Genomic DNA, 10,078 nt, shown 5'->3' on the forward strand with positions numbered 1-10,078 from the left:
CGTGGCTACTCGTGCCCCTTTCAGGGGAACGAGCACCACCGGCCGCGCTCCATCAGCGCCGACGCACGCGCGACAGACCGTCCCCACCGGGACGGCGATCGAGAGGACACCCATGCCCGACACCCCGGTGCACGACACCGCCATCCCCTTCCGCCGACGCAGGCGCGCACTCGCCGGCGCCGGCTCGCGGGCCTCGCGCTGGTCGCCGCCCCGCTCGTCGCCCAGTCCGCCTCGGCCGCCCCGGCCGGGGACGAGCTCGTCATCAGCGAGATCTTCACCCGCGGCGGCTCGACCGGGGCGGTCTTCAGCAACCGCTACGTCGAGCTCCACAATCCCACCGGGTCCGACATCGCCCTGTCCGGCACGAGCCTGCAGTACCGCTCGGCGACGGGCACGGCGAACCCCTCGACGACCGTCGCACTCCAGGGCGTCGTCCCGGCCGGCGGCCACTTCCTCGTGCAGGGCGCCAGCAACGGCACGAACGGCGCGGCGCTGCCCGATCCCGACCAGGTCGCGAACGGCCTCAACATCGCGGCGGGAGGCGGCACCGTCTTCCTCGTCGACGGCACGGCTCCGCTCGTCGCGCCGCCGACCGGGGCCGCTCCCCAGCCCGGCACGGTCCTCGACCTCCTCGGCTACGGCACGTCGAACACCTACGAGACCACGGCCGCCGCGGTCCCGACGAACACCGAGTCGATCTCGCGCGCCGACGGCACCGCCGGCGACACCGACGTGAACAGCGCCGACTTCACCGTCGGAGCGCCGACGCCCCGCTCGAGCGGCACCGACGCCGAGCCCGAGCCGACCCCCGGCCCCACGACGCCGCCCGTCACTCCCCCCGCGACCGCCGAGAGGGCGACCATCGCCGAGATCCAGGGCAGCGGAGCCGCGTCGCCGCTCGTCGGCCGCACCGTCACCACCACCGGCGTCGTCACCGCCCGCTACCCCTCCGGCGGGTACAACGGCTACGTGATCCAGACGCCCGGCACGGGCGGCACCACCACCGGCCGCACCGCCTCCGACGCGGTCTTCGTCTACTCCTCCGCCTCGGTCGGCTCGGTCGCGATCGGCGACCACCTCGAGATCACCGGCGTCGTGAGCGAGTTCAACGGACTGACCGAGCTCACGCCGACCTCGGCCGCGACCGTCGTGCGTCTCGAGGCCGCCGCCGCCCCGGTCGTCCCGGCGACCGTCGAGCTCCCCCGCACGCTCGAGGAGCGCGAGCTGCTCGAGAGCATGCTGATCGCCCCGCAGGGTGCGTTCACCGTGACCGACACCTACGACCTCAACAGCTTCGGCTCGATCGGCCTCGCTGCGGGCACCTCTCCGCTCCTCACCCCGACCGAGGTCGCCCGCCCGGGCTCCCCCGAGCTCGCCGCGGTCGTCGCCGACAACGCGGCCCGCGCGATCGTGCTCGACGACGGAGCCTCGATCAACTTCCTCGGGTCGGCCGCCAGCAAGGCGATCCCGCTGCCCTACCTCACGCCGACCGAGCCGATCCGCGTCGGAGCCCCGACGACCTTCACCGGGCCGGTCGTGCTCGACTACCGCAACAACGGGTGGGCCTTCCAGCCCGTCACGCAGCTGACCGTCGAGAACTCCGCGACGGTGCAGCCGGCCGAGTTCGCCGACACCCGCACCGCGGCCCCCGAGGCCGTCGGCGGCGACGTGGCGATCGCGTCCTTCAACGTGCTCAACTACTTCTCGACCACCGGCGACTCGGTGGCCGGCTGCACGTTCTACACCGACCGCGACGGCGACCCCGTCACGGTGAACAGCGGCTGCGACGCCCGCGGCGCCGCGAACGCCGACGACCTCGAGCGCCAGCAGGCCAAGATCGTCACCGCGATCAACGCCCTCGGCGCCGGCGTCGTCTCGCTGGAGGAGATCGAGAACTCCGCCAAGTTCGGCAAGCCGCGCGACGAGGCCCTCGCCACGCTGACCGCCGCCCTCAACACCGCCGCCGGCTCGGAGGTCTGGGCCTACGTCGCCTCGCCCGCCGCGCTCCCCGCGCTGTCCGAGGAGGATGTGATCCGCACGGCGTTCATCTACAAGAAGGCCGTCATCGAGCCCGTCGGCGAGTCGGTGATCCTGACCGACACCACTGCGTTCTCGAACGCACGCAAGCCGCTCGCCCAGGAGTTCCGCCTGATCGGCGTCGCCGAGAGCGAGTTCGTCGCGATCGTCAACCACTTCAAGTCGAAGGGCTCCGGATCGGGCGCCGACGCGACCAGGGAGACGGTCAGGGCGCCTCCAACGCCTCGCGCGTCGCCCAGGCCACCGCGCTCGTCGCCTTCGCCGACCGTCTGAAGACCGAGAAGGCGACCGAGCTCGTCTACCTGCTCGGCGACTTCAACGCCTACTCGCAGGAGGACCCGGTGAAGGTCATCACCGACGCGGGCTACCTCGACCAGGGCGCGAAGGACGGCGGCGAGTACTCCTACTCGTTCGACGGCGCGGTCGGCTCGCTCGACCACGTCTTCGCCTCGCCCGCCGCCGACGCGATCGTCACCGGGGTCGACACCTGGAACATCAACAGCGGCGAGTCCGTGGCACTGGAGTACAGCCGCTACGACTACAACGCGACGATCTTCTACGACACCTCCGCGTTCCGCTCCAGCGACCACGACCCCGTGATCGTCGGCCTCGACCTGCCCGAGGCGCCCGTCACGTCCATCGACGTCGCCACGAGCGCCGAGACCGGAGCCCGCGGCCCGTTCGCGACGATCACGGTCACGGCCGTGAACAACGGACCCGAGCCCGTCTCGGTCGTCGTCTCGACCGACTACGGCACCAAGTCGACCAAGAAGCTCAAGCCGGGCCGCGAGTTCAGCGTGACCTTCAACACTCACGAGCGCGCACTCGCCGCGGGCGTCGCGACCATCGTGGTCAGCGCGCCCGACGGGTCCGAGCTCACCGTCGAGGAGGCGTACCCCGCCCGCTGAGGCGGGCCGACTCCCCAGGAAGGCACGGGCCGCGCACTCTAGAGTGCGGCCCGTGCCTGAGGGAGACAGCGTCCACCGACTCGCCGCCCGTCTCCGCTCCGCGGCCGACGGGCGGTTCGTCGTGGAGGGCGAGCTCCGCTCCGGCAATGCCGCGGGGACCGCGCTCGCCGGCCTGCGCGTCCTCCGCCACGAGACGCACGGCAAGCACCTGCTGACGCACTTCGACCAGCATCTGGTGCTGCGCACCCACCTGCGGATGCAGGGCTCGTGGACCGTCACCGCGCCGGGCCGCGCGGTCCCGCGCCGCGTCCTCCCCGACGTGCGCGTCCGACTCCGCCTCGACGGCGGCACGACGCTGTGGGGCCTCGAGCTCCCGGTCGTCGAGCTGCTCCACGAGCGGGACCTGCCCACCGCGATCGGGCACCTCGGTCCCGACCCGCTCCGCGACGACTGGGACGCCGACGAGGCCGTCGCCCGACTCCTGCGCGCGCCGGAGCGGCCGGTGATCGCCGCGCTCCTGGATCAGCGGGTGCTCGCCGGGCTCGGAAACCTCTGGGCGAACGAGGTCTGCTTCCTCCGCGGCGCCTTCCCCTGGCGCCCCGTCGGCTCCCTCGCGTCCGCGCCCTCGTCGCGACCTCGGCCAGAGCCCTGCGCGCCTCGGTCACGATCCCCGGCATGTTCCAGACCACCACCGGCGACACCCGCGCCGGCGAGCGCCACTGGGTCGTCGGCCGGGCCGGTCGTCCGTGCCGCCGCTGCGGCACCGTCGTGCTCGTGCGGGCCGAGGTCCCTCACGATCCCGAGCGGCGCCGCACGTGGTGGTGCCCGCACTGCCAACCCGAGCCGTCCTGAGGAGCCCCGGGGCTCCCCTTCAGCGGATCGAGCCCGTAAATTCGAGAGGGAGCCCGCATCACCCCTCGCAATGACCGCGACCCCCGGGAGGCCCCGTGTACGACCCCGTGCTCCTCCGGACCTTCCTCGCGGTCGCCGAGACGCGGGGGTTCACCCGGGCGGCGGCGCAGCTGGGCATCAGCCAGCCGACCGTGAGCCAGCACGTGCGCCGGCTCGAGCAGGCGGCCGACCGCATCCTCGTCGTGCGCGACACCCGCGAGGTCGAGATCACCGACAACGGAGTGGCGATGGCCGGCTTCGCCCGGACGATCCTCGCCGCGCACGCCGCCGCCGAGGACTACTTCAGCGGCACCGCGATGAAGGGCCGGCTCCGCTTCGGCTCGGCCGACGACCTCGCGATCACGCAGCTCCCCCGCATCCTCCGGCACTTCCGGCAGCTGCACCCGCAGATCAAGCTCGAGCTGACCGTCGACCAGAGCGCCCCGCTCCGGCGCCGACTCGAGGCCGGCCAGCTCGACCTCATCTTCGTCAAGACCGCTCCCGGATCCACGGACGGCCGGCTCGTGCGCCGCGACACGATGGTCTGGGTCGCGCACGAGAAGACGGTCGTCGAGCGCGACGGGACCGTGCCGCTGATCGCCTACCGCGGTCCGAGCGTCTCGCGGCAGATCGCGATCGACGCGCTGGAGGCGGCCGGTCGCACCTGGCGCATCACCTGCAACACCCGCGAGGTGAACGGCGTGCTCGCGGCGGTCCGCGCCGGCATCGGCGTCGCCGTCTTCCCGCGCTCGCTGATCCCGGAGGACCTCGTCACCGTCGGCGACCGCGCCGGCCTGCCCGAGCTCGAGGACATCGACTTCCGCCTCCTCGAGAGCAGCACCGCCGCCCGCGAGCCGGTCGAGGCGCTGACCAGCGCGATCATGGAGCGCACCCACGTGCACGCCCGGTCCTGACGGCGGTGCGGGCGCCGCGGCCCCTGCGTAGTCTGGAGCGAGCGACACGGAGGGGGTCCGGATGAGCGACCAGTGGGGATCCCCGGATCCTGCGGCACGACGGGACGCGAAGGCGGTGGAGCCCGCGGCGGGAGGCGAGGCCCTCGCCGTCGAGCGGGTCGAGGACGCCGACCGGGCGATCGCGGTCCGCGAGCTCAAGCGCAAGCGCGACTTCTTCGGCTCCGTCGGCGGCTGGGCGAGCGTCTCGGCGATCACGACGACCGTCTGGCTCGTCTCGGGCGGCGACGGCTACTTCTGGCCGATCTGGCCGATGCTCGGCATCGGGATCGGCGTGGTCGGCCAGGCCGCCTCGATCTGGGGCCCGGTCAAGAAGGAGATCACCGAGGACGACATCGCGGCCGAGATGCGCAAGCGCGAGCAGCGCCGGCGCTGACGGGCGACGCGACGACGACCCTCCGGCTCAGCTGCCGCCGTCGAGCCGCCCCACGCCCGTGACCCGTACCACGGCGGCTCCCGCCTCGTCGGACTCCGCGAGGTCGACGGTCGCCGAGATCCCCCAGTCGTGGTCGCCGGCCGGGTCGTCGAGGATCTGCCGCACCCGCCACTGGGTCGGCGTCTGCTCGACGAGCAGCATCGCCGGTCCGCGGGCGTCGGGGCCGGTGCCGATCGTGTCGTGCTCGTCGTAGTAGTCGTCCAGCGCCTCCCCCCACGCGTCGGCGTCGAATCCGGCGGCCGCGTCGAGCTCACCCAGGGCCTCGTGGTCGTCGAGTGCCGCGAGCGTGACCCGACGGAACATCTCGTTGCGCACGAGCACGCGGAAGGCGCGCTGGTTAGCGGTGAGCCGGCGCGGAGCGGGCGGCACGATCGCCTGGTCGGCGTCGTGCAGAGCCGGATTGACCAGCTCCTCCCACTCGTCGACGAGCGAGGAGTCGACCTGGCGCACCAGCTCGCCGAGCCACTCGATCAGGTCGTGCAGCTCCTCGTTCTTGATCTCGTCCGGGATCGTCTGCCGTGCCGCGCGGAACGCGTCGGACAGGTAGCGCAGGACGAGTCCCTCCGACCGCGACAGCTTGTAGAAGGCGGTGTACTCGCCGAACGACATCGCCCGCTCGTACATGTCGCGCACGACCGACTTCGGCGACAGCTCGAAGTCGCGCACCCAGGGCTGCGCCGCCGTGTAGGTCGCGAAGGTCGCCTCGAGCAGCTCCTCGAGCGGCCTGGGGTGGGTGACCGACTCGAGCAGCTCCATCCGCTCCTCGTACTCGATCCCGTCGGCCTTCATCGCCGCCACCGCGTCGCCGCGCGCCTGGAACTGCTGGGCGCCGAGGATCTGCCGCGGGTCGTCGAGCGTCGACTCGAGCACCGAGATCACGTCGAGCGCGAAGGTGGGCGACTCCTGGTCGAGGACGTCGAACACCGCGAGGGCGAACGGCGAGAGCGGCTGGTTGAGCGCGAAGTTGGGCTGCAGGTCGACGGTCAGCCGGATGCGCACCACGCCGTCGGCTCCGACGCTCTGCTCCACGCGCCCGCCTCGCGCAGCGTGCGGTAGATCCCGAGCGCGCGCCGGGCCAGCTGCAGCTGCCGCTTCCACGGCTCGTGGTTGTCGAAGATCAGCGCGTGCACGTTCGCGAAGGCGTCGCCGCCGCGCGCGATCACGTTGAGCAGCATCGCCGACGTGATCGTCATGTGCGAGGTGAGCGTCTCGGGCTCCGCGTCGACGAGCTTGCGGAAGCTCGGCTCGCCCCAGCTGACGAAGCCCTGCGGAGCCCGCTTGGCGACCCACTTCCGCCGCTTCTTCGGATCGTCGCCCATCTTGTCGAGCGCTTTGCGGTTCTCGGACTCGTGCTCGGGGGCCTGGACGACGACGGTGCCCGCGGTGTCGTAGCCGGCGCGACCCGCCCGGCCCGCGATCTGGTGGAACTCGCGCGCCGAGAGCTGGCGCATCCGGGTGCCGTCGTACTTCGTCAGCGCCGTGAGCAGCACCGTGCGGATGGGCACGTTGATCCCGACGCCGAGGGTGTCGGTGCCGCAGATGACGCGGAGCATGCCCTGCTGCGCGAGCTGCTCGACGAGGCGGCGGTACTTCGGCAGCATGCCGGCGTGGTGCACGCCGATCCCCAGCCGCAGCAGCCGCGAGAGGGTCTTGCCGAAGGCCGTGGTGAAGCGGAACCCGCCGATCACCTCGGCGATGCGGTCGCGGTGCTCGCGGCTCGCGATGTTCGCGCTGGTGAGCGCCTGCGCGCGCTCGAGGGCGGCGGCCTGCGAGAAGTGCACGACGTAGACGGGCGACTGGTTCGTCGCGAGCAGCTCCTCGATCGAGTCGTGGATCGGCGCGATCTCGTAGAAGTAGTGCAGCGGCACCGGCCGCTCCACGCCCGTCACGCGCGCCGTCTCGCGGCCCGTGCGCCGGGTGAGGTCGGCGGCGAGCGCCGTCACGTCGCCCAGGGTCGCCGACATCAGCACGAACTGCACGTGGGGCAGCGTCAGCAGCGGCACCTGCCAGGCCCAGCCGCGCGAGGGGTCCGCGTAGAAGTGGAACTCGTCCATGACGACCTGGTCGACCGGCGTCTCGGCCCCGTGGCGCAGCGCCAGGTTCGCCAGGATCTCGGCCGTGCAGCAGATGATCGGGGCGTCGGAGTTGACGGAGGAGTCGCCCGTCACCATGCCGACGTTCGCGGCCCCGAACACGTCGACGAGGGCGAAGAACTTCTCGGACACGAGGGCCTTGATCGGCGCCGTGTAGTAGCTGCGCTTCCCGGCGGCGAGCGCCGCGGCGTGCGCGCCGATCGCGACGAGCGACTTGCCGGTGCCGGTGGGCGTCGAGAGGATCAGGTTCGCCCCCGATGCGATCTCGAGCATCGACTCGTCCTGCGCGGGGTAGAGCGGCAGTCCGCGGGCCTCGGCCCACTCCGTGAACGCCAGGTAGACGGCGTCGTCGTCCACGCGCCCGTCGGCGTCGGGCGTCGGCATCCGTTCGAGCAGCGTCGGGTTCATCCCTCCATCCTCCCAGGCCGCACCGACGCCACGGGCGGGGAGCCGGATCCCGTCGGCGGTGCGGGCTAGGCTCCCCGGATGCGCGCCGCGATCCCCGCTCCCCGACTCGACCCCCTCCGCCTCGACTCCCTCGCCGAGGGGTTCGCGGGTGATCTCGGAGCCCGCGAGCACGCCGAGGGCCTGCGCTTCGACGGGGTCGACCTGACCGGCGCCGATCTCACCGCGGCGTCCCTCAGCGAGTGCCTGCTCGACGCGGTCGTGCTCGCCGGCGCCCAGCTGCGCGCCGCCTCCGTCGTCGAGTCGCGCGTCGAGCGGATCGACGTGCCCGGCCTCTCCGCGGCCCGCAGCCGATGGCGATCGGTCGAGCTGCTCGGCTCGCGGCTCGGCTCGGCGGAGCTCTACGAGAGCACCCTCGAGCAGGTGCGCATCAGCGACTGCAAGCTCGGCTACGTGAACCTGCGCGGAGCCTCGCTCCGCGACGTCCTGCTCGAGCGCTGCACGATCGACGAGCTCGACCTGGGAGGCGCCACCGGTGCCCGGGTCCGCCTCGTCGACTGCGACGTCCGCTCCCTCGAGCTCGGCGGTGCCCGTCTCGAGCACCTCGACCTGCGCGGGGCCGAGCTGCACGTGCTCGGCGGCCTCGACGGCCTGCGTGGAGCGGCGCTCACCGAGCTGCAGCTGAGCCTGATGCTGCCGTTGTTCGCGCAGCACTTCGGCGTGCAGGTGCTGGGCTGAGGGTCAGCGCCGCGCGAGCCTCGTGAGGGCCCGCCGCCCCAGGAGGAACGCGCCCAGCACGAGCGCGGTGACGATCACGAAGCTCCACTGCACGCCCTGCTGCGAGACGATCCGGAGCAGCAGCCCGACGACGACCGTGCCCGCCCAGACGATCAGCCCGGTCGGCACGATCCGGTCGGGAGCGCGCCACGAGCGCGCGAGCGCCCAGCCCGCGAGCAGCCCCGCGAGGAACGGCCAGAAGGTGGTGAGGAAGCCCAGCAGCTCCGCGCCCTCCTCGTGGCTGCGGCGTCCGATCAGGACGAACACCGCGACCAGGAGGACGTCGAGCGCGAGGGCGACCGCCGCTCTCACGCGGGTTCCGTCACGAAGTCGATCAGCTGCTCCACCCGTCCCAGCAGCGCGGGCTCCAGGTCGCGGAACGTGGTGACCGTCGCCAGGATCCGCTGCCACGCGCGGGCGATATCGGCCTGCTCCTCGTGCGGCCAGCCGAGCGCCTCGCAGATGCCGTGCTTCCACTCGATCGAGCGAGGGATCTCGGGCCAGCGGGTGAGGCCGACTCGGTCGGGCTTCACCGCCTGCCAGATGTCGATGTAGGGGTGGCCGACGACCAGGACGTGCTCGCCGTGCGGGCCGGCGGCGACGGTGTCGGCGATGCGCGACTCCTTCGATCCGCGGACGAGGTGGTCGACGAGCACCCCGATGCGGCGTCCCGGACCCGGACGGAACGCTCGGACCAGCTCGTCCAGGTGGTCCACGCCCTCGATGTACTCGACGACGACGCCCTCGATCCGCAGATCGTGCCCCCACACCTTCTCGACGAGCTCGGCGTCGTGCCGCCCCTCGACGTAGATGCGGCTGGGCAGCGCGACGCGCGCCTTCGCGTCGGCGACGTGGAAGGATCCGGAGGCGGAGCGCGCCCGGCCGAGGTTCGCGTCGCGCTTGAGACCGGGCGCCTTCAACGACACCGGCTTGCCGTCGATCAGGAAGCCGGGCCCGATCGGGAACACCCGGACCTTCCCGAACCGGTCCTCGAGCCGCACCATCCGCATCTCGACGCCGAGCACCGCGCCCACGAATCCGGAGGCGACCTCCTCGACCACGAGGTCGCGCACGGCCTCGACGACCGCCACCTCGACCTTGTGCTTCGCCCGCCAGTCCCCGGCGAGCACGTCCTGCCCGTACCTGTCGTCCATCCGACCGAGGGTAGCCGCCGCACGCGCGCGCCCCGCCGCGCCGGGCCGGAGCGTCGACGGCGGAGCACCACCCCGGAGCCGAACGCCTCGTGCCGGTCTTCTGGGGACGTGGGTCTCGATACGCCCCTTCGGGGCTACTCGACCAGCAGGAGGACGGGGTCTACTGACCTCCCGCTGATCGGGCAGCCCGCGCAGCCCCCTCTCTGCTGATCGAGTAGCCCGCGCAGCCCCCATCTCTGCTGATCGAGTAGGCCGCGCAGCGGGCGTATCGAGATCCATGTCCACCAGCAGCCCCGCCTCCAGAGCGTCCCTGTCACGTTCCGCCGCCACCTGGCGCGATCGCGCCCGTGGTGTCGGTGGTCCCTGGTCTCATCCTCGTATGGTTCTCCTGGACGTCGAAGCAAGA

8 protein-coding genes and 2 pseudogenes are annotated in these 10,078 nt (G+C 72.4%); 7 read left to right on the plus strand and 3 right to left on the minus strand.

Going from position 1 to position 10,078, the window contains the following annotated elements:
• Positions 1-270: 270 nt before the first annotated feature.
• The 6 genes and pseudogenes from B0T42_RS11790 to B0T42_RS11805 all read left to right on the plus strand — a co-directional run bounded on the left by B0T42_RS11790 (position 271) and on the right by B0T42_RS11805 (position 5,183).
• A complete protein-coding gene (locus B0T42_RS11790) occupies positions 271-2,310 on the plus strand; it encodes an ExeM/NucH family extracellular endonuclease (RefSeq protein WP_236720253.1) in 2,040 nt (679 codons plus the stop codon).
• A gap of 68 nt (positions 2,311-2,378) precedes the next feature.
• Positions 2,379-2,945, plus strand: a complete 567-nt coding sequence (locus B0T42_RS21355; RefSeq protein WP_236720250.1) for a hypothetical protein — start codon at positions 2,379-2,381, stop codon at positions 2,943-2,945.
• Between the two features lie 52 nt (positions 2,946-2,997).
• Positions 2,998-3,498, plus strand: a pseudogene (locus tag B0T42_RS21360) (DNA-formamidopyrimidine glycosylase family protein); the annotation flags it as partial.
• Positions 3,499-3,620: 122 nt separating this feature from the next.
• On the plus strand, positions 3,621-3,797 hold the full coding sequence (locus B0T42_RS21365; RefSeq protein ID WP_236720251.1) for a hypothetical protein: 177 nt from the start codon (positions 3,621-3,623) through the stop codon (positions 3,795-3,797).
• Between the two features lie 95 nt (positions 3,798-3,892).
• A complete protein-coding gene (locus B0T42_RS11800; RefSeq protein WP_077223311.1) occupies positions 3,893-4,750 on the plus strand; it encodes a LysR substrate-binding domain-containing protein in 858 nt (285 codons plus the stop codon).
• 61 nt (positions 4,751-4,811) lie between these two features.
• A complete protein-coding gene (locus B0T42_RS11805) occupies positions 4,812-5,183 on the plus strand; it encodes a 2TM domain-containing protein (protein ID WP_077223312.1) in 372 nt (123 codons plus the stop codon).
• 27 nt (positions 5,184-5,210) lie between these two features.
• Here B0T42_RS11805 and B0T42_RS11810 read toward each other — a convergent pair.
• Positions 5,211-7,744 (minus strand): annotated as a pseudogene (locus B0T42_RS11810) (DEAD/DEAH box helicase).
• Positions 7,745-7,822: 78 nt separating this feature from the next.
• Here B0T42_RS11810 and B0T42_RS11815 point away from each other — a divergent pair.
• On the plus strand, positions 7,823-8,479 hold the full coding sequence (locus B0T42_RS11815) for a pentapeptide repeat-containing protein (RefSeq protein ID WP_077223313.1): 657 nt from the start codon (positions 7,823-7,825) through the stop codon (positions 8,477-8,479).
• Between the two features lie 3 nt (positions 8,480-8,482).
• On the opposite strand, the gene B0T42_RS11820 is transcribed toward B0T42_RS11815, so the two are convergent.
• Positions 8,483-8,830 carry a DUF3054 domain-containing protein gene (locus B0T42_RS11820; protein WP_077223314.1) on the minus strand — a complete coding sequence of 116 codons (348 nt, stop codon included), beginning with the start codon at positions 8,828-8,830 and terminating at the stop codon, positions 8,483-8,485.
• The gene (locus tag B0T42_RS11825) at positions 8,827-9,672 is read right to left on the minus strand and encodes a DUF3097 domain-containing protein (RefSeq protein ID WP_077223315.1); all 846 of its coding nucleotides are present in this window, start codon (positions 9,670-9,672) and stop codon (positions 8,827-8,829) included. The genes B0T42_RS11820 and B0T42_RS11825 overlap by 4 nt, the downstream gene beginning before the upstream one ends.
• Positions 9,673-10,078 lie beyond the last annotated feature (406 nt).

It is taken from the genome of Rathayibacter rhapontici (assembly GCF_001995175.1).
Taxonomy (GTDB): domain Bacteria; phylum Actinomycetota; class Actinomycetes; order Actinomycetales; family Microbacteriaceae; genus Rathayibacter.

What these genes read in the sequence shown, in the direction of transcription:
- B0T42_RS11825 (WP_077223315.1), bottom strand. Translation starts at nt 9,672, where the DNA reads ATGGACGACAGGTACGGGCAGGACGTGCTCGCCGGGGACTGGCGGGCG.
- B0T42_RS11815 (WP_077223313.1), top strand. Translation starts at nt 7,823, where the DNA reads ATGCGCGCCGCGATCCCCGCTCCCCGACTCGACCCCCTCCGCCTCGAC.
- B0T42_RS11805 (WP_077223312.1), top strand. Translation starts at nt 4,812, where the DNA reads ATGAGCGACCAGTGGGGATCCCCGGATCCTGCGGCACGACGGGACGCG.
- B0T42_RS21365 (WP_236720251.1), top strand. Translation starts at nt 3,621, where the DNA reads ATGTTCCAGACCACCACCGGCGACACCCGCGCCGGCGAGCGCCACTGG.